Source organism: Clostridium perfringens, assembly GCF_016027375.1.
Taxonomy (GTDB): Bacteria; Bacillota; Clostridia; order Clostridiales; family Clostridiaceae; genus Sarcina; species Sarcina perfringens.
The window spans coordinates 1338291-1356466 of record NZ_CP065681.1; the positions used below are offsets into that span (position 1 = coordinate 1338291).

Below are 18176 nucleotides of genomic sequence, written 5' to 3' on the forward strand. Positions count from 1 at the left end.
TGTACTTTAAAAGACTTTACTATAAGATTGAGAGTTATTTAATAAAAAATAATTTGAGACTTAGGTAAAGTCTTTTTTATGTAGAAGAAATAAGTCTTAAAAAATAAATGTTAACAAAATGTAAAAAATAACTTGTTATTACTTGGATTTTATATTAATCTATATTTAGATTATTTTCAAGGAGGCTCTCTTTATGGTTAAAAGTATGACTGGTTTTGGGAGAGCAACTAGTGAAGAGGGAAAAGAAAGAATATTTTCTCTAGAAATGAAGAGTGTAAACCATAGATATTTAGACATGAACATAAGAATGCCAAGAAGTATGGTTTCTTTAGAAGAAAAAATAAGAAATATTATTTCTTCTAAACTTAGCAGGGGAAAAGTTGATATCTTTATAAATTATAAAGATTATGCTAAAAATCAAGGAGTTGCTGTTTTAAATGAAGATTTAGCTAAGAGTTATGTAAATTCTTTAGAACAATTAAAGTCCTTATTTCCTAATATGCAAGACGACTTAAGTTTATCATTAGTTGCTAGATACCCAGATGTAATAACTATAGAAGAAAAATCAGAAGATTTAGAAGCTATATGGGAAGAGATAAACTCACTATTAAATATGGCTGTAGAAAATATGATTTCTATGAGAAAAGTTGAAGGTGAGAAATTAGCTAGTGATATATTAGTTAAGTGTAGCTCTATAGAAGAAATAGTAGCTTTTATAGAAGAAAAGGCAGAGGTTATTGTTGCTTCTTATAAGCAAAAGTTAGAGGATAGACTTAAGAATTTATTAGGGGAAGTTCCAGTAGATGAAAACAGAGTAGCTATGGAAGTTGCCGTTTTTGCTGACAAAGCTTCGATTGATGAAGAGATAATAAGACTTAGAAGTCATATTAATCAATTAAGAAAAACTTTAACTTTAGATGAACCTATAGGTAGAAAGTTAGATTTCATAGTACAAGAAATGAACAGAGAAGCTAATACAATAGCATCAAAGTCAACAGATTTAGAAATAACCAACAAGGTTATAGATATAAAAAATATTATTGAAAAGATTAGAGAACAAGTTCAAAACATAGAATAATAGGAGGTAGCAAATGAGTATAAAGTTAATTAATATTGGTTTTGGAAACATAGTTTCAGCTAATAGATTAGTAGCAATAGTAAGTCCTGAATCAGCACCTATAAAGAGAATCATACAAGAAGCTAGAGATAGAGGTATGCTTATAGATGCAACTTATGGTAGAAGAACAAGAGCCGTAATAATTACAGATTCAGATCATGTAATTCTTTCAGCTGTTCAACCTGAGACAGTGGCTCACAGATTATCAACTAAGGAAGAAGTAGTTGTTGAAGATGATGAATAAGATACATAAGGATAATAGAGGTGTATTAATAGTTATTTCTGGTCCTTCAGGTGCAGGTAAGGGAACTATTTGTAAAGCCTTATTAGAAAAACACGATGATATATTCATATCAGTTTCTGCTACTACTAGAAATCCTAGAGTAGGAGAAGTTGATGGAGTTAATTATCATTTCTTAACAAAAGAAGAATTTAAACAAAGAATAGCAGAGGATGATTTCCTTGAGCATGCTGAAGTATATGGAAATTATTATGGAACTCCTAAATCAAGTGTTGAAAAAATGCTTGATGAAGGAAAAAACGTAATATTAGAAATAGATATACAAGGTGCTTTAAAAGTTAAGGAAAAGGCTACTGATGGAGTATTTATCTTTATATTACCTCCTTCAATGGAAGAGCTTAAGCAAAGAATAATAAAAAGAGGTAGCGAAACTCCAGAAAGTTTAATGACTAGATTTAAGTCAGCTTATAAAGAAATTAATTATGTGTCAAAATACAATTATGCAGTAGTTAACGATAATGTAGAAGATGCAGTAAAGAAAATAGAAGCTATATTATTAGCAGAAAAATGTAGAGTAGATAGATTAAAAGAAAACTTATTAGAGTCAAAGGAGGACGAAATGCATGAACAACTCTATGATTAATCCATCAATCGTTGATTTATTAAAAAGGGTAGAAGATAGATATTCTTTAGTAATATTAAGTGCTAAGAGAGCAAGACAAATAATTGACGGAGCAGAAACTTTTGTTGATGTTGAGTCAAATAAGCCATTAACAATAGCTATAAATGAAATAGATGAAGGATTTGTAAATTACAAAGACACTGAGGAGAAATAAGAGCTATGAAAGATAAGAAATGTGTTGTTGTAGGAGTAAGTGGAGGAGTAGCTGTTTATAAAGCCTTAGACGTTATAAGCAGACTAAGAAAAAAAGATGTAGAAGTACATGTAATAATGACTAAATCCGCTACTGAGTTTGTAACACCATTATCTTTTCAATCATTAAGCCAAAACATGGTTATAACAGATATGTTTGCTGAACCAAAGGCTTGGGAAATACAGCATATATCACTAGCAAAGAAAGCAGATTTAATGCTTATTGTACCAGCTACAGCAAACATTATAGGAAAGGTTGCAAATGGCATAGCTGACGATATGTTATCAACAACTATAATGGCAACAAAGGCGCCAGTTGTTTTTTGCCCTGCAATGAATACAAACATGTATGAAAATCCTATAGTTCAAAGGAACATAAGTCTTCTAAAGGAGCTTGGCTATGAATTTATAGAACCAGCTAGTGGAAGATTAGCATGTGGTGATGAGGGGAAAGGTAAACTTCAAGATACCGAAATTATTGCAGAAGAAACATTGAGAAGGTTACATTCTACTAAGGATTTACTTGGTAAGAAGGTTGTTGTTACTGCAGGACCTACTATGGTGCCAATAGATCCAGTGAGAATTTTAACAAATAGATCTTCAGGTAAAATGGGATACTCAATAGCAGAGGAAGCGAGAGATAGGGGAGCAGAAGTTGTTCTTATATCAGGACCTACTTCTTTAAGAAAACCTAATGGAATTAAAGTTATTGATATAAAGACAAATGAAGATATGTTTAATGCTATAAAAAATGAATTTAAAGATGCTGATATAGTTATTAAGTCAGCAGCTGTGGCTGATTATAAAGCTAAAAATTATAGCAATGAAAAGATTAAAAAAACAGGTGATGATTTAAATTTAATTTTTGAGAGAGATAGAGATATTCTAAAAACTCTTGGAGATATGAAAGAAAATCAAATTCTAGTAGGCTTTGCAGCAGAAAGTAGCAACTTAAAAGAAAACGCTAAAGGTAAACTAGAGAGGAAAAATCTAGATTATATTGTTGCAAATGACATAAGTAAGTCAGAAACAGGTTTTGCAAGTGATGAAAATAAAGTTACTATAATAAGCAAATCTGGTGAAGAGGTATCTTTAGAAAAGATGTCTAAAAGAGAAGTTGCAAAGAATATATTTGACATTATAAAAGGGCGCTAATTGCGCCTTTTTATTCTATATGAACAAGGGTGATTATTTTGGAGAAATTTGCTGAAGTAATTGTAAATAGTGAAGCTGTTACAATTGATAAGCCTTTTACATATAAGATTAAAGAAGATTTAGTTCATAATATAAAGGTTGGACATAGAGTTTTAATTCCTTTTGGAAATGGAAATAAAAAAATTGAAGGTTTTGTTTTAAAAATATTAGATAATGTTGAAAATAAAAGTATAAGATATAAATCTATATATAATGTTTGTGATAATGAACCCTTATTAAGTGAAGATTCTTTAAAGCTTATTAAATTTTTAAGAGAGAAATATTTATGTAAGTATATAGATGCTATAAGAGTTATGATTCCACCTAAAATAATGAGTGGAAATAAGGAGAAAACAAAACAAGTTATAGTATTTAAAAAATATATAGAAGAATTAAGTGAGCCACAAAAAAAAGCTTTAGAGCTAATTGAAGAAAAAAGTGGTGGTTTCACAAAAGCAGAATTGAATAAAATTTTTAATATATCAACATATATGATAAATAAATTAATAGAATTAGGTTGTGCTTCTAGTGAAGAAGTAAGGGTTGGAAGGGAAAATTTAAGAGAGTTTAAGCCTTATCCGCCTAAAAGTTTAAATGAAGAACAGATAAGAGCATATGATACAATTTTAGAAAGTGATAAAAATATATTTTTATTAAAGGGCGTAACTGGAAGTGGAAAAACAGAAGTATATATGAATTTAGTTAGTTATATGCTCCTTTTTGAAAAGAGTTCATTAATATTAGTACCAGAAATAGCTCTAACTCCTCAAATGATTGAAAGATTTAAAGGGAGATTTGGAAAAGATGTAGCGGTCTTTCATAGTAGGCTTTCAGATGGAGAGAGATATGATGAATGGTATAGGGTTAAAAATGATCAAGTTAAGGTTGTTATAGGGGCAAGATCCGCTATATTTTTACCCTTTAACGATTTAGGACTAATAGTAGTGGATGAAGAACATGAAAGTAGTTATAAATCAGATATGAATCCTAAATATAATACTATAGAAGTTTGTGAGTATTTAAGTCTCCTAAAAAATTGTAAGGTTGTTTTAGGTTCAGCAACCCCTAGTGTTGTTAGTTTTTATAAAGCACTTAAAGGGACTTATGAATTAATTGAACTTAAAAAGAGAGTTAATAATGGAGAACTTCCTAATGTATCTATTGTGGATATGAGGGAAGAGCTAAAATCAAATAACAAAACAATGTTTAGTAGGGATTTATATTTGAAGATAAAAGATAGATTAGAGAAAAAAGAACAAATAATTTTGTTTTTAAATAGAAGAGGATTTTCATCCTTTGTTTCTTGTAGAAGTTGTGGATTTGTTTTTAAATGTAACAATTGTGACATATCAATGACTTATCATAATAATGGATACTTAGTTTGTCATTATTGTGGAAATACTGAAAAGATGCCTAAGCTTTGTCCTAAGTGTGGCAGTAATTATGTTAAACATTTTGGGGTAGGAACAGAGAAATTAGAGAAATCAGTACATCATTATTTCAAAGAAGCAAAGGTTTTAAGGATGGATGTAGATACAACAAGAAAGAAAAATTCTCATGAGGAAATTTATAACTCATTTAAAAGTAAAGAAGCAGATATATTAATAGGAACTCAGATGATAGCTAAGGGCCTTGATTTCCCAGATGTAACCTTAGTTGGAGTTATGGCTGCAGATATGTCTTTAAATTTGCCAGATTATAAGTCTAGTGAAAAGACATTTCAACTTATAACTCAGGTAAGTGGTAGAGCAGGACGTGGTGATAAAAAGGGAGATGTAATAATTCAAAGTTATTCTCCAGAACATTATGCTTTGACCTGTGCAAGGGATAATAATTATGAAGAGTTCTTTAAAAGAGAAATAAATGTAAGAAAACTTATGGCATATCCACCTTTTGATGATTTGTTTTTAATAAACCTAAGTGCAAAGGGAGAAATAAAAGTAAAGATTTTTGCAAAAAAATTAGAGATGTATTTACGTAATATCTTAAAAGAATATGATAATATATTTATATACGAAGCATGTCCTTGTTCTATAAGTAAAATAAAAAATGTTTATAGATGGCAAATTCTAATTAAGGGAAAATTAGATTTAGAGGTATGCTCTAAAATAAAAAAAGGGGTTTATGAATTATCCAAAGATGTTTATAATGAGATTAAGATTGGTTTAGACATAAATCCTAATAGCTTAATGTAAGGAGGAAGTTATTTTGGCAATAAGAAACTTAAGATTTAATGACGACGAAATATTAAGAAAAAAATGTAGAGTAGTTGATGACATTAATGATAGAATAAAAGTCTTAGTAGAAGATATGATAGAAACTATGTATGAAAATAATGGAGTTGGATTAGCAGCACCACAAGTTGGAATACTAAAGAGGATCTTTGTTGTTGATGCTATGGATGGAGCAGGTTCTAGAGTATTCATAAATCCAGAAATATTAGAAAAAAGTGGAGAGCAAACTGATGAAGAAGGATGCTTAAGCTTACCAGGTAGACATAAACCAGTAAAGAGAGCTAATAAAATAAAGATAAAGGCTTTAGATGTTAATGGAAATGAGTTTGTATTAGATGCAGAAGAATTTTTAGCAAGAGCTATACAACATGAATATGATCATTTAGAGGGAGTACTTTTTATAGATCATGAGCTTTAAGACTAAGGAGGAATATGACATGAAGATAGTATTTATGGGAACACCAGATTTTGCTGTTCCATCATTAAAGAGCTTAATAAATGAATTTGGAGTAGAAGCTGTTTTTACTCAACCAGATAGACCAAAGGGAAGAGGAAAGAAATTAGGTATGTCACCTGTAAAGGAAGTTGCTTTAGAACACAACATACCAGTTTATCAACCTTTAAGATTAAAAAATGAACCAGAAACTATAGAAGAACTAAAAAATATGGAGCCAGACTTTATAATAGTAGTAGCTTTTGGTCAGATATTACCTAAAGAGGTTTTAGATATTCCTAAGTATGGATGTATCAATCTACATGCGTCATTACTTCCTAAATTTAGAGGAGCAGCACCTTTAAACTGGAGTATAATCAAAGGAGAAAAGGTAACAGGAAATACAACTATGCTTATGGATGTAGGACTTGATACTGGAGATATGCTTTTAAAAGATGAAGTAGAAATAACTGATAATATGACTGCAGGAGAATTACATGATATTTTAATGGAAAGAGGAGGAGAGTTATTAGTTAGAACTATAAAGGGCATACTTAATAATGAAATAACTCCAGAAAAGCAAAATGAAGAAGAAACATGTTATGCTTCAATGCTTAATAAAGAAATAGCTAAAATTGATTGGTCTCTTTCAGCACAGGATATTCATAATTTAGTTAGAGGATTAAATCCTTGGCCTGTAGCTTTAACTTCATATGATGATATTACAATGAAAGTTCATCAAACTAGAGTTGAAAAAGGGGAGAGCAATAAAGAACCAGGAACTATAATAGCTGTAGATAAAACAGGAATTAAGGTTTCAACAGGAAAAGATATACTTGTTATAGAAAAATTACAGTTTCCAAATAGCAAGCAACTATTTGTAGAACAATTTATAAATGGAAACTCAGTAGAAATAGGTAAAGTTTTAAAATAATTTAAGAGGGTGATGGTATGTTTTATCCATATTATATTGATCCAACATATTTAATACTTATACCAGCGATTTTAATATCTGCATGGGCACAATTTAAAGTTTCTAGCACATTTAACAAATATAGCACAGTTAGAAGTATAAATGGATATACTGGTGCACAAGTTGCAAGAATTCTTTTAAATGATGCTGGACTTCAAGAAGTAGAAATTCAACAAGTACCAGGAAGATTAAGTGACCATTATGATCCAAGAGCTAAGGTTTTAAGATTATCATCTGATGTTTATGGAAGCACTTCTGTAGCATCCATAGGCGTAGCAGCTCATGAAGTTGGGCACGCTATACAAGATAAAGAATCTTATTCTGCATTAGTTTTTAGAAATGCCATAGTGCCTGTAGTAAACTTTTCATCAAGCTTATCATGGATTTTGTTTTTTATTGGAATATTACTAAGTTATAGTACTTTAGTAACTATTGGTATAATATTATTCTCAGTAGTTGTACTTTTTCAATTAGTAACATTGCCAGTAGAATTTAATGCCTCATCAAGAGCATTAAAACTTTTAGAGGCAAGAGGAATATTATATGATAAAGAAGTAGAGGGAGCTAGAAAGGTATTAAGTGCAGCAGCATTAACTTATGTTGCAGCAACACTTATGGCTGTTTTACAATTAGTAAGACTTATAGCTATAAGTAACAGAAATTCAAATGATTAGAGGTTAAAATATGAATGCAAGAAAAATAATAGTTGAAATATTAGACAATGTCTTATTAAATGGAGCATATTCAAATATAGAAATAAATAAGCAATTTGCATCTAATGATATAGATCCAAAAGATAAGGGATTAATAACAGAGGTTGTTTATGGAACAATAAAATACAAAAAAATGATAGATATAATTCTTTCAAGTTTTGTTGCTGATATTGGTAAGATAGATGAGAGTGTAGTAAACATATTAAGAAGTGCTATATATCAAATGAAATTCTTAGATAGAGTTCCTCCATACGCAATAGTTAATGAAGCTGTAAACTTAACTAAAGAAACTGAACCTAATTTAGCTAAGTTTGTAAATGGAGTTTTAAGAAATTATTTAAGAAATGAAAATAAAAACTTTAAAGTTGGATTAAGAAATAACGAAGCTTTATGTTATGACTTTTCTTTTGATAGATGGATGATAGAAATGTTCATAAAACAATATGGAAAAGAGGATGCTTTAAGAATACTTAGAGGATTAAATACAGTTCCATATGTAACAGTTAGAGTTAATACATGTAAAGCTGATTATGATGAAGTTTATGAAAGACTTGAAGAAGAAGGATATGATATAGAGGAAGGTGCATTTTCACCAGAAGCTATCATAATCAAAAAAGGTAGTGCAATAGAGAAAAATAAACTTTATCAAGAAGGATTAATAACAGTTCAAGATGAAAGCGCTATGTTAGTAGCTCCTTTATTTGATTTAAAGGGTGATGAACAAGTTATGGATCTATGTAGTGCACCAGGAACTAAAGCAACTCATATAGGCGAATTAATGATGAATAAAGGAAAAGTAGTGGCTTTTGATATTCATGACCATAAGTTAGCTTTAATAAAGGAAAATATAGATAGATTAGGATTAACTAATGTTGAAGTTGAATTAGGAGATGCTACAAAGATAAATTCTAAGTATATAAATTGGGCTGATAGAGTATTATTAGATGTACCTTGCTCAGGTCTTGGAATTATAAGAAAGAAACCAGAAATAAAATGGAATAAAAAGAACAATGATTTAACAGAAGTTGTTAAGGTTCAAAAAGAAATATTAAAAAATGCTTGGAATTATTTAAGAGAAGGTGGAGAATTAGTTTACTCTACTTGTACTTTAAATAAAAAAGAAAATGAAGAAGTTATAGATTGGTTCGTAGAGAGAAATTCAGACTGCGAAGTAGAAAAAGTATTTTTAGGTAAGGCTGATAATGTGGTATATAATGATAACGGAAGTGTTACCATATTACCTAATAAGTACATGGATGGTTTCTTTATTGCTAAGCTTAAGAAAAAAGAAAGTAAATAGCAAAGAGGATAAACATGGAAGGTGAGACTGTATGAAAAACATCTTAGATTTTACATTAGAAGAGTTAAAAGAGTGGATGAAGGAAAATGGAGAGAGTGCTTTTAGAGCAAAGCAAATCTTTGATTGGATATATAAAAAGGAAGTATTTAATTTTGAAGAGATGAAAAATATTTCAAAAGCTCTAATAGGCAAGCTTTCAGAAAATTTTTATATAGGTATCCCTGAAGTTATAGATTATTTATCATCTAGTGAAGATGGTACTAGAAAAATCCTTTTAGGATTAGGTGATGGAAACATAATAGAATGTGTTATTATGAGATATAAATATGGTAATTCTATTTGTGTTTCCACACAAATAGGATGTAGAATGGGATGTAAATTCTGTGCATCTACCTTAGAAGGAATGGTAAGAAATTTAACTGCAGGAGAAATATTATCAGAAGTTTTAATTGGACAGAAACTTCTAGGTGAGAGAATATCTAATATAGTTTTAATGGGAAGTGGAGAACCCTTAGACAATTATGATAATGTTATGAAGTTCTTAGAGCTTGTCAATGCTGATTATGGGTTAAATATAGGGCAGAGACATATAACATTATCAACATGTGGTCTTGTGCCAAAAATTCGTGAAATGGCTGATAAGGAAATGCAAGTAACTTTAGCAATTTCATTACATGCTGTTTCAGATGAAAAGAGAAAAACAATAATGCCAATAGCTAATAAGTATTCAATTAGTGAAATTTTAGACGCTTGTAATTATTATATTGAGAAAACAGGAAGAAGAATAACTTTTGAATATTCTTTAGTTAGTGGAGTTAACGATACTAAAGAAGATGCCAAGAGCTTAGGAAGATTATTAAAAGGCATGCTTTGTCATGTTAATTTAATTCCTGTAAATGAAATAAAGGAAAATGAGTTTAAAAAATCTACTAAGAAGGATATAGAAACATTTTTAAATACTCTTAAAACATATGGAGTAGAAGCTACAGTAAGAAGAGAGATGGGCTCAGATATAAATGCAGCCTGTGGTCAATTGAGAAGAAGCTATATTAAGTCAAAAGGGTTAAAGCTGTAGGGGGAAATATTTATGTTAGGATTTGTAACAGATAAAGGAAATGTTAGAGAGTTAAACGAAGATTTTTTATCTTATTCTAGAGAAGATGAATTTTCAATATATGTAGTTGGTGATGGAATGGGTGGACATAATGCTGGAGAAGTAGCTAGTAAAAGAGCTGTGGAAAGCATTATTTGTTTTGTTAAAGAAAATTTCGGTGTTATACCATTAGATAATCTTTTAAAAGATGCAATTTTACATGCGAATGCTAAAATATATAGTATGAGCCAAGAAAGTTCTGGTTTATCTGGTATGGGTACAACAATAACAGCTATATTAGAGGTTAAAAACATAGTTTATATTGCCAATGTTGGTGATAGTGCTTGTTTTGGTATTAATGAAAATGGAATAAAAAAATTAACAAAGGATCATTCCTTAGTTCAAGAACTTGTTGATAGTGGTTGCATTACAGAGGGGGAAGCTAAAAATCATCCAAGAAAAAATGTAATAACTAGAGCTATTGGAACTAATTCAAATGTTGATGTTGATGTCTTTAAGGTTGATAGACATGAATATAAGGCATATTTACTTTGTACAGATGGATTAAGTAATGATGTTGATGAGGATGAAATTTGGAAAAAAGTAATTAAATCTAATGATTTTGATAAAGCATGCAATGAATTAGTTGAAATGGCTAAAGCAAGGGGAGGAAAGGATAATATTACAGTGTTAGTTTTTGGAGGAGAGAAATAGAATGATAGGTAAAATCTTAGGGAATAGGTACGAGTTACTTCAGTGCGTAGGCGAAGGTGGCATGTCCTTTGTTTATAAAGCTAGATGTAGAAAATTGAATAGATTCGTAGCTGTTAAAATACTAAAAGATGAATTTAAAAACAATGAAGAAATTGTTAGAAGATTTAAAAAAGAAGCTACAGCTATTGCTAACTTATCCAATCCAAATGTAGTAAATGTATTAGATGTTGGAACTCAAGATGATATTAATTATATTGTTATGGAATACGTTGAAGGTAAAACTTTAAAAGATATAATTAAGGAAAAAGGTGCTTTACCTTATGAGGTTGCCATAAGTATAGGAATAAAGGTTGCTAAAGCTTTAGAATGTGCCCATAAAAGCGGAATTATACATAGAGATGTTAAACCACAAAATATATTAGTTACAGAAGAAGGGGTTGTTAAAGTAACTGACTTCGGAATAGCTAAATCTATGGATTCCTCCACTATAGCGCACACTAATAGTGTTATGGGATCTGCACATTATTTTTCACCAGAGCAAGCTAAAGGAACTTATACTGATTATAGAACTGACTTATATTCTTTAGGTATAGTATTGTATGAAATGGTTACTGGAGTTGTTCCTTTTAATGGTGATTCACCTGTTACTGTAGCTGTAAAACATATACAGGAGAAAGCAATACCTCCTAAGAATATAAATCAAAATATTCCAAATAGTTTAAATGATTTAATAATGAAAGCTATGGAAAAGGATCCTGTTAATAGATATCAAACAGCTAAGGAAATAATAGGTGACTTAGAAAAGATAAAGAAGGATCCAAATGTTACAATATCATCAAAATCTGCAGAAGATGAAGATCAATTTACAAGAGTTATGTCTCCAGTTGTTGTTCCAAAGACTGAAAGTAATAACTCAGAACCTGATGAAGATGATGAGGATGATGATGAATATTATGAAGATGATGAGGATGAAGATGAAGAAGAAAATAATATTCAAGCTAAGCCTCAAAAAGCCATTAATAAAAAGAAAAAGAAATCACCAATATTAATTATAATTGCAACTATTTTAGTTGTAGCATTAGGAATAACTCTTGGATTCCTTGGTATGAAGAAATTTATGGAAGGTGGAAAAGATGTTAAAATACCTAATGTTGTAGGAGAAAAGGTAGAAGATGCTAAGAGTAAGTTAGAAGGCTTAGGATTAAAGGTATTAGAAGTCACAGAAGAAAGTGATCAAGAAAAAGGAATAGTTTTAAAAGTTGATCCAAATGTAGATTCTACTGTTAAGACCGGTAGCGAAGTAAAACTTACTGTTAGTGGTGGAGAAGGACAAATAAAAGTTCCAAACTTTGCAGAAATGAATTTAGATAGCGTAAAGAGAACATTAAAAAGTTTAGGTTTAGAGCTTGGAAGTGTTGACGAAGAATACAGTGATAGCGTTCCTAGAGGCGAAGTTATTTCTCAAAGTCCTAATGCTAATGAGTCTGTAGATAAAGGTTCTAAAGTAAATGTTACTATAAGTAAAGGAAAAGAAATAAAATCAGAAACTATAAATATACCAGATGTATCAGGAAAAAGTGTAGAGGAAGCTAAATCAATCTTAGCTAATGCTGGAGTTGGAGTAAATCCTGTTAAGGGTGAGGCAGCTAAAAGTGAAGGAGAAGCAGGTAAGGTTTATAGTCAAAGTCAATCTGGATCTCTTACAATTAAGCAAGGGGAAAAGGTAACTATAACAATTAATTACTACGGTGATTATGTGAAGCCTGAAAAACCTAAGCATAATGCAGGAGAACTTGTTGGAATGACTGGGGCTCAAGCTAAAGCATGGGCTTCAAAAAATAAAATAAATGTAAGTGGAATTACAAGTGATACTGCTAAGGTTAAATCAGTAAGTAATTCTGGTGAGGTTGAAGAAGGGGGATCAGTTTCTGTAACTATGGAAGAAGAAAAAAAACCAGAACAACCAACACAACCAAATCAGCCAACACAACCAACACAACCAAATCAGCAAGCACAACCAGAACAACCAAAACAACCTGAACAATCTGGTAATAATTAATAAATAAGTTTAAATGTAATTTTATTTATTTTACAAATAAAAAATTATAAGGTAAAAGGGAGTTAATACTCCCTTTTATTTTATATAATCAAATAAATAAGAGAAAAACTTGATTTATAAATAGAAAATAGAATTATAAGGAATGGAAAAGAGTCTATATAATTATTAAGATTCTTGCATTTTATATTAAAATTTGTTTATTATAAGAATATATAATATTAAAGATAGGGAGGAAACATGGAAGGAATTATAATAAAAGGTATAGGTGGATTCTATTATATAAAAACAGATGAAGGAATTATTGAATGTAAAGCTAGAGGTAAATTCAGATATAATTCATTAAAGCCTATGGTAGGAGATAGAGTTACCATAAAAGTAGAGAATGGAAAAGGTGTAATAGAGGATATACATGAGAGAAGCTCAGAGCTTATAAGACCAACTGTTGCAAACGTAACACAAGCTTTCGTTGTATTTGCAATAAAAAATCCTGACATAAATTTAGATTTATTAAATAGATTTTTAACTCTTTGTGAGTATAATGATATACATGCAGTTGTATGTTTAAATAAAGAAGATTTATGTACAGAGGAGGAAAAAGAAAACTTAAAAGAATTAATAAATGATATAGGTTATGAGGTTCTCTTCATAAATGCCAAGGAAGGAAAAGGTTTTGATGCTTTAAAGGAAAGATTAGAACATAACATAACAGTCCTTTGTGGCCCTTCTGGAGCAGGAAAATCGACACTTTTAAATTCTTTTATAGATAGAGAACATATGGAAACAGGAAGTGTAAGTGAAAAAATAGGAAGAGGTAAGCATACTACTAGACATAGTGAACTTATAGATGTAGACAATGGATACTTAGTTGATACTCCAGGATTTACAACTTTAGATGTTACTTTTATAGATAGAGATAGCTTAAAATATTGCTTCCCAGAATTTAATGATTATAATAATCTTTGCAAATTTAATGGATGTAATCACTATAAAGAACCTAAGTGTGCTGTAAAAGAAGCAGTTGAAGAGGGTAAAATAAACAAGCTAAGATATGAATTTTATATAAAAACCTTAGAAGAGATAATAAATAGGAGGGGTAATTAATGGTTAAAATAGCACCATCAATATTATCAGCAGATTTTAGTATTTTAGGAGAACAAGTTAAGAGAGTAGAAAAAGGTGGGGCAGAGTTCTTACATATAGATGTAATGGATGGTCATTTTGTTCCAAATATAAGCTTTGGATTTCCAATAATGAAAGCTATAAGGAACTTAAGCAATCTTGTTTTTGATGTTCACTTAATGATAGAAGAGCCAGGAAGATATGTAGATGAATTTATAAGTGCAGGAGCAGATTTAATAACTGTACATTATGAAGCTGATAGACATATTGATAGAACAATAAATTATATAAAAAGTAAAGGATGCAAGGCTGGAATAGCTTTAAATCCAGGTACACCAGTTTCAATGCTTAAGAATTTAATACCTTCATTAGATATGGTATTAATAATGTCTGTTAATCCAGGGTTTGGAGGACAAAGCTTTATACCATATAGTTTAGATAAGATAAAAGAAGTAAAAGAAATGGCTAAGGCTTGTGGTAAGGAAGACTTATTAATCCAAGTTGATGGAGGAGTAGGTGCAAATAATATAAAAGAGATAGTAGAAGCTGGAGCTAATGTTTTAGTTGCTGGATCAGCTGTATTTAAAGAAGATAAAATAGAAGAAAACATTAAAGCTTTAAGAGAGGCACTATAAAATGAAAGTTCTTATAATAGCTGGGGGAGAAAAGCCTAGTAGTGAGTTATTAAAAAGTGAAATTAAAGAGTGTGACTTATTAATAGCTGCTGATAGGGGAGCTGAAGCCTATTTAGAAAATGGATTTACTCCAGATTATGCCCTAGGAGACTTTGATTCTATAGGAGAAGAATATAAGGATATATTAGATAAAATAAAAGTAGAAAAATTTAATCCTGAGAAGGATAATACTGATACTGAGATTGCTTTTTTTAAAGCAGTTGAATTAGGAGCTACAGAAATTGTCTTCTTAGGGGTTACAGGAACAAGATTAGATCATGTTATGGCTAATTTAGGACTTTTAAGAGAAGCTTTAGAGAGAGGTATTGAGGCATATATTATTGATAATAATAATAAAATTTACCTAAAGAATAAAGGGACAACTCTAAAAAAAGAATTTGGTGATTATATATCATTTCAAGCTTTTGGTTCTCCAGTAAATAATTTTTCTATAAAAGGTTCTAAATATGAACTTTATAATCATAAACTTTTAATAGGAGATTCATTATGTGTGTCTAATGAGTTTATTGATGAATATATTGATATATCCTTTGAAAAAGGTGAAGTTTTAGTTATATATTCAAGAGATTAAACACAATTTGAGTTTCTTCTGCATAAAATAAAATAAGAAATAATTTTAAAGGTAGGAGAGAGTTTATGAGAATAATGACTATTAAGTTACCAAAGTTCTTAGCTAAAATAGTTAGAATGTTTAAAGGTAATAAGAAATCTGATACATAAGATGGAAAAAATTAAGGGATAAGTAAAACTTATCCCTTATTTTTATGCAAAATAAAAATGCAGTTATTAAACTGCATTTTAGCCAAAGATTTCTTATATAGCTCTTTGAACTTTTCCAGATCTTAAGCATCTTGTACAAACGTGAACAGTTTTTGGTGTTCCTTTAACGATTGCTTTAACCTTTTTTATGTTAGGAGCCCAAGTTCTCTTTGATTGTCTGTGAGAGTGACTGTATTGTACTCCAGCTACAACTCCTTTGTTACAAATCTCGCATCTTCTTGCCATTAAAAACACCTCCTTTAAAATGAAGATAAAATCTTCAATAGGACAGATAATATTCTATCATAATATATATTAGTTATGCAAGTATAATATTAAAATAATTCTTTAAAAATATGTTTCAAAAGGTATATAGTTCTTGAATAATCAAAGTATTTAATATAGAATATAGTATATGTAATAGGTTTATGTATTTATTTTTAAGTGACTTTTATAGGCAGTTAATATAGAATACAGTATATCTAATAGTTGAGGAGGAATCGCCATGATAGGATATTCAAATGAATATGGAAATGTGTCTTATACTGATGACGTTTTAGCAAAGATTGTTGGGTTATCAACAATGGAATGCTACGGAGTTGTTGGAATGGTTTCTAAGAGCGCTACAGAAGGCCTTTGGGAGTTAATGAGAATAGAAAATTTAACAAAAGGCGTAAAAATAGATGATAAAAATGATAAGTTAACAATAGAAGTATTTGTTATGGTAGAATATGGTACAAAAATATCTGTAATAGCAAACAATATAATTCAAAAAGTTAAATATAATGTTGAAAATTATACTGGGCTTAAAGTATCTAGCATAACAGTAAATGTTCAAGCGGTTAGAGTCTAGGAGGTAAAACAGAATGAAATTTAATAAAGTAAATGGGGAACACTTGTATTATATGATGAGTAATGCAGCAAATAAGCTAGAGTTACAGAGTGAATATGTAAACTCTCTTAACGTTTTCCCAGTTCCAGATGGAGATACAGGAACAAACATGTCTATGACATTTAGAGCTGCTGTTAAGGAAATCGAAGGAATGGATAACAAAAACATTGGTGAAGTTTCTAAGAAACTAGCTAAAGGTGCTCTTATGGGTGCAAGAGGAAACTCAGGTGTTATTCTTTCACAAATTCTTAGAGGTATATCAAAAGGGCTTGAAGGAAAAGAAGAGGCTGATGCAAGTGAATTTGCTAATGCACTTTTAGAGGGAAGTAAATCAGCGTATAAGGCTGTTATGAGACCAACAGAGGGAACAATACTTACAATTGTTAGAACTGCTGGTGAAGTGGCTGTAGCCTTAAAAGAAGATAATATAACTGAACTTATGAGAGAAGTATGCAGAGAAAGTAAAATTATGCTTGATAAGACACCAGAAATGTTACCAGCATTAAAGAAAGCTAAAGTTGTTGATTCAGGCGGAATGGGATTATTAATAATCCTTCAAGGAATGCAAGAAGCTTTAGAAAATGGATTAAAAGTAACTACAGGAACACCACAAGCTGTTAAATCTTCAGTAGCTAAGGCTCAAAGAAGTGAAACTATGAGTGAAGAAGATATTAAATTTGGATACTGTACTGAGTTTATAATCTTAGGGGACTCAAACCATGCAGAAGAATTTAAATCAAAAGTTATAAATAAGGGTGATTCTTTAGTTGTTGTTGGATATGAGGATGTAATTAAAGTTCATATTCACACAAATAATCCAGGAAAAGTTCTAGAAGAGGCAGTTAAATTTGGAGAACTTTCAAAAATTAAGATTGATAACATGAGAGAAGAGCATAGAGAAATGCTTGAAGGTATGTATGAAGAGGCAGCTGAAACAGAGGAGAGTGTTGCAGCTGGAGAGTTTAAAAAATATGCATTTATATCAGTAGCAATGGGTGAAGGTATGAAAAACATATTTAAGGACTTAGGTGTTGACTATGTTATAGAAGGTGGTCAAACTATGAACCCAAGTACTCAAGATATGTTAGAAGCTATTGAAAAATTAAATGCTGAGCATATATTTATTTTACCTAACAACAAAAATATAATTATGGCAGCTAATCAAGCAGCTGAAATATCAGATAAGGATATAAGAGTTATACCAACAAAGACAATTCCTCAAGGAATAACTTGTATAACTATGTTTAACCCAGAAGCTGACGTTGAAGAAAATACTGAAGAGTTAAAAGAAGCTATGGAAATGGTAAAAACAACTTCTGTAACATATGCTGTTAGAGATACTGAAGTTGATGGAAAAGAAATCAAAGAAGGTAATATCTTAGGCTTAGTTGAAGGTAAGATAAAAGAAGTTGGAGAAGATCCATATAAAGTAGCTGAGGATTTAATAGATTCTTTAGTTGATGAAGATTCAGAGTTAATCACTATATTCTATGGTAAAGACTGTGAAGAGGAAAAAGTTGATGCCTTAATTGAAAAACTAGAAGGAAAATATGAAGATTTAGATGTTCAATGTTATAAGGGTGAACAGCCATTATATTACTTCATAATGTCAGTAGAATAATTAAGAGTTAATAATTTTTAGTGAAATTTTAGTTTTTTAAAGCTAATATGAATAGAAATTTTATTATAGGGTTATAGCTATAAGTTTTATGGTTATAATCCTTTAATTTTGCAATTTTAAGAATGTAATTAAGGTATATTATTTT

20 protein-coding genes are annotated in these 18176 nt (G+C 30.1%); 19 read left to right on the plus strand and 1 reads right to left on the minus strand.

Annotated elements, in window-relative coordinates:
• Window positions 1-193 precede the first annotated feature (193 nt).
• The 17 genes from I6G60_RS06590 (at window position 194) to spoVM (ending at window position 15479) form a co-directional block, all read left to right on the plus strand.
• Window positions 194-1078 carry a YicC/YloC family endoribonuclease gene (locus I6G60_RS06590; RefSeq protein WP_003449417.1) on the plus strand — a complete coding sequence of 295 codons (885 nt, stop codon included), beginning with the start codon at window positions 194-196 and terminating at the stop codon, window positions 1076-1078.
• 13 nt (window positions 1079-1091) lie between these two features.
• Window positions 1092-1361, plus strand: a complete 270-nt coding sequence (gene remA, locus I6G60_RS06595) for an extracellular matrix/biofilm regulator RemA (protein ID WP_003458433.1) — start codon at window positions 1092-1094, stop codon at window positions 1359-1361.
• Window positions 1351-2001: a guanylate kinase gene (gene gmk, locus I6G60_RS06600; protein WP_011590947.1), complete on the plus strand. Its 651-nt coding sequence runs from the start codon at window positions 1351-1353 to the stop codon at window positions 1999-2001. Before remA ends, gmk begins: the two co-directional genes overlap by 11 nt.
• A complete protein-coding gene (rpoZ, locus tag I6G60_RS06605) occupies window positions 1982-2194 on the plus strand; it encodes a DNA-directed RNA polymerase subunit omega (RefSeq protein ID WP_003449449.1) in 213 nt (70 codons plus the stop codon). Before gmk ends, rpoZ begins: the two co-directional genes overlap by 20 nt.
• Before the next feature lie 5 nt (window positions 2195-2199).
• Window positions 2200-3387 carry a bifunctional phosphopantothenoylcysteine decarboxylase/phosphopantothenate--cysteine ligase CoaBC gene (gene coaBC / locus I6G60_RS06610; RefSeq protein ID WP_096071443.1) on the plus strand — a complete coding sequence of 396 codons (1188 nt, stop codon included), beginning with the start codon at window positions 2200-2202 and terminating at the stop codon, window positions 3385-3387.
• 38 nt (window positions 3388-3425) lie between these two features.
• Window positions 3426-5621 carry a primosomal protein N' gene (priA, locus tag I6G60_RS06615; protein ID WP_197925665.1) on the plus strand — a complete coding sequence of 732 codons (2196 nt, stop codon included), beginning with the start codon at window positions 3426-3428 and terminating at the stop codon, window positions 5619-5621.
• Window positions 5622-5634: 13 nt separating this feature from the next.
• Window positions 5635-6078: a peptide deformylase gene (def, locus tag I6G60_RS06620; protein ID WP_003458459.1), complete on the plus strand. Its 444-nt coding sequence runs from the start codon at window positions 5635-5637 to the stop codon at window positions 6076-6078.
• Between the two features lie 19 nt (window positions 6079-6097).
• Window positions 6098-7027 (plus strand): methionyl-tRNA formyltransferase, encoded by a 930-nt coding sequence (gene fmt, locus I6G60_RS06625; protein WP_003471675.1) that lies wholly within the window; start codon window positions 6098-6100, stop codon window positions 7025-7027.
• A gap of 17 nt (window positions 7028-7044) precedes the next feature.
• Window positions 7045-7740 (plus strand): zinc metallopeptidase, encoded by a 696-nt coding sequence (locus I6G60_RS06630; RefSeq protein WP_003458441.1) that lies wholly within the window; start codon window positions 7045-7047, stop codon window positions 7738-7740.
• Between the two features lie 10 nt (window positions 7741-7750).
• The gene (rsmB, locus tag I6G60_RS06635) at window positions 7751-9079 is read left to right on the plus strand and encodes a 16S rRNA (cytosine(967)-C(5))-methyltransferase RsmB (RefSeq protein WP_003458519.1); all 1329 of its coding nucleotides are present in this window, start codon (window positions 7751-7753) and stop codon (window positions 9077-9079) included.
• A 31-nt stretch (window positions 9080-9110) separates the two neighbouring features.
• Window positions 9111-10154: a 23S rRNA (adenine(2503)-C(2))-methyltransferase RlmN gene (rlmN, locus tag I6G60_RS06640; protein WP_003458521.1), complete on the plus strand. Its 1044-nt coding sequence runs from the start codon at window positions 9111-9113 to the stop codon at window positions 10152-10154.
• Window positions 10155-10166: 12 nt separating this feature from the next.
• Window positions 10167-10886, plus strand: a complete 720-nt coding sequence (locus I6G60_RS06645) for a Stp1/IreP family PP2C-type Ser/Thr phosphatase (protein WP_003465349.1) — start codon at window positions 10167-10169, stop codon at window positions 10884-10886.
• Window position 10887: 1 nt separating this feature from the next.
• Complete coding sequence (gene pknB / locus I6G60_RS06650) at window positions 10888-12945, plus strand: Stk1 family PASTA domain-containing Ser/Thr kinase (RefSeq protein WP_110034656.1); 2058 nt, start codon at window positions 10888-10890, stop codon at window positions 12943-12945.
• Between the two features lie 237 nt (window positions 12946-13182).
• Window positions 13183-14046 (plus strand): ribosome small subunit-dependent GTPase A, encoded by an 864-nt coding sequence (gene rsgA / locus I6G60_RS06655; protein ID WP_003475268.1) that lies wholly within the window; start codon window positions 13183-13185, stop codon window positions 14044-14046.
• Window positions 14046-14699, plus strand: coding sequence for a ribulose-phosphate 3-epimerase (gene rpe / locus I6G60_RS06660; protein ID WP_003471640.1), 654 nt, complete (start codon window positions 14046-14048; stop codon window positions 14697-14699). Before rsgA ends, rpe begins: the two co-directional genes overlap by 1 nt.
• Window position 14700: 1 nt before the next feature.
• Entirely contained in the window at window positions 14701-15330 is a 630-nt protein-coding gene (locus tag I6G60_RS06665) for a thiamine diphosphokinase (RefSeq protein ID WP_003449435.1), read from the plus strand.
• A gap of 74 nt (window positions 15331-15404) precedes the next feature.
• Complete coding sequence (gene spoVM, locus I6G60_RS15470; protein WP_225899456.1) at window positions 15405-15479, plus strand: stage V sporulation protein SpoVM; 75 nt, start codon at window positions 15405-15407, stop codon at window positions 15477-15479.
• A 93-nt stretch (window positions 15480-15572) separates the two neighbouring features.
• Here the strand turns inward: spoVM and rpmB are convergent, their stop codons facing one another.
• Window positions 15573-15764 carry a 50S ribosomal protein L28 gene (gene rpmB, locus I6G60_RS06675; protein WP_003458496.1) on the minus strand — a complete coding sequence of 64 codons (192 nt, stop codon included), beginning with the start codon at window positions 15762-15764 and terminating at the stop codon, window positions 15573-15575.
• A gap of 259 nt (window positions 15765-16023) precedes the next feature.
• On the opposite strand from rpmB, the gene I6G60_RS06680 reads away from it, so the two are divergent.
• Window positions 16024-16371 carry an Asp23/Gls24 family envelope stress response protein gene (locus I6G60_RS06680; protein ID WP_003458425.1) on the plus strand — a complete coding sequence of 116 codons (348 nt, stop codon included), beginning with the start codon at window positions 16024-16026 and terminating at the stop codon, window positions 16369-16371.
• Window positions 16372-16384: 13 nt separating this feature from the next.
• Window positions 16385-18031, plus strand: coding sequence for a DAK2 domain-containing protein (locus I6G60_RS06685; protein ID WP_003471654.1), 1647 nt, complete (start codon window positions 16385-16387; stop codon window positions 18029-18031).
• The last annotated feature ends 145 nt before the right edge of the window (window positions 18032-18176 follow it).

Coding starts and splice junctions, on each gene's coding strand:
- I6G60_RS06590 (WP_003449417.1), top strand. CDS start 194: ATGGTTAAAAGTATGACTGGTTTTGGGAGAGCAACTAGTGAAGAGGGA.
- remA (WP_003458433.1), top strand. CDS start 1,092: ATGAGTATAAAGTTAATTAATATTGGTTTTGGAAACATAGTTTCAGCT.
- gmk (WP_011590947.1), top strand. CDS start 1,351: ATGATGAATAAGATACATAAGGATAATAGAGGTGTATTAATAGTTATT.
- rpoZ (WP_003449449.1), top strand. CDS start 1,982: ATGAACAACTCTATGATTAATCCATCAATCGTTGATTTATTAAAAAGG.
- coaBC (WP_096071443.1), top strand. CDS start 2,200: ATGAAAGATAAGAAATGTGTTGTTGTAGGAGTAAGTGGAGGAGTAGCT.
- fmt (WP_003471675.1), top strand. CDS start 6,098: ATGAAGATAGTATTTATGGGAACACCAGATTTTGCTGTTCCATCATTA.
- I6G60_RS06630 (WP_003458441.1), top strand. CDS start 7,045: ATGTTTTATCCATATTATATTGATCCAACATATTTAATACTTATACCA.
- rsmB (WP_003458519.1), top strand. CDS start 7,751: ATGAATGCAAGAAAAATAATAGTTGAAATATTAGACAATGTCTTATTA.
- rlmN (WP_003458521.1), top strand. CDS start 9,111: ATGAAAAACATCTTAGATTTTACATTAGAAGAGTTAAAAGAGTGGATG.
- I6G60_RS06645 (WP_003465349.1), top strand. CDS start 10,167: ATGTTAGGATTTGTAACAGATAAAGGAAATGTTAGAGAGTTAAACGAA.
- pknB (WP_110034656.1), top strand. CDS start 10,888: ATGATAGGTAAAATCTTAGGGAATAGGTACGAGTTACTTCAGTGCGTA.
- rsgA (WP_003475268.1), top strand. CDS start 13,183: ATGGAAGGAATTATAATAAAAGGTATAGGTGGATTCTATTATATAAAA.
- rpe (WP_003471640.1), top strand. CDS start 14,046: ATGGTTAAAATAGCACCATCAATATTATCAGCAGATTTTAGTATTTTA.
- I6G60_RS06665 (WP_003449435.1), top strand. CDS start 14,701: ATGAAAGTTCTTATAATAGCTGGGGGAGAAAAGCCTAGTAGTGAGTTA.
- rpmB (WP_003458496.1), bottom strand. CDS start 15,764: ATGGCAAGAAGATGCGAGATTTGTAACAAAGGAGTTGTAGCTGGAGTA.
- I6G60_RS06680 (WP_003458425.1), top strand. CDS start 16,024: ATGATAGGATATTCAAATGAATATGGAAATGTGTCTTATACTGATGAC.
- I6G60_RS06685 (WP_003471654.1), top strand. CDS start 16,385: ATGAAATTTAATAAAGTAAATGGGGAACACTTGTATTATATGATGAGT.